General features: G+C 49.7%; 1 protein-coding gene. It reads right to left on the bottom strand.

All coding sequences use genetic code 11. The annotated features are described in order from the left end of the window. On the bottom strand, positions 1-681 hold a 681-nt coding region (catE, locus tag ACWHAR_RS26505), incomplete at its 3' end, for a catechol 2,3-dioxygenase (protein ID WP_452088350.1). Between the last annotated feature and the right edge of the window lie 67 nt (positions 682-748).

Here is a 748-nt window from a genome sequence, read left to right as displayed (position 1 = left end):
CGGCGCATTTCTTCCCGCCCAAATGTTTAAGCCGATATGATGGTGGTACCCCCCGGCTGAAACGAAGAGGGCGGACATGCCCGCATAGTTTCCGACAATGTCAAAGCCCAGTACATCTGTATAAAACGCCTTTGCTTCTTTCAAATCACTGACATGCAGATGAATGTGTCCGATGATTGTATCGTTCGGAAGCGATGTTTTCCGCTCATCTCCTGCCTCTTCCAGAAGGCCCTCAATGTCAACAGCGGTTTTCGTCATGACATAGTTTCCTTCCCGATCACGCTGCCACGTGCTGCGGGGGCGGTCAGCGTACATTTCAATGCCGTTTCCGTCAGGATCAGACAGGTAGAGCGCTTCGCTGACAGCATGGTCTCCATGTCCGATAGCAATGCCGTGTTCAATCAGGCGGGCGAGCGCGATCCCAAGTTCTTTCCTGTCCGGAAGAAGAATCGCAAAGTGATAAAGGCCTGTCACAGACCGTTCAGGCAAGACGACAGCGCTCGGATTTTCTTCAAGAATAAGCAGTACGCGTTTCCCGTCAGCCGTTAATTCCGCTTGGCGATCCGTCTTTTTTAAGACTTGAAAACCGATGACGTTACAGTAGAACTGAAGCGAACGCTCCAGACTGCGAATTGTGAGTTTGGCATAGCCAATGTGTGTATCCTCATGAATGCTGGTCATGCTGCATGCCTCTTTTCTTATGCTGAAACGTTTTCGTTCTTTTTTCCTTTAAACACAAATGGGTCCA

This window comes from Bacillus sp. LR--39 (assembly GCF_053613335.1).
This window is presented reverse-complemented; position numbering and strand designations above follow the sequence as displayed.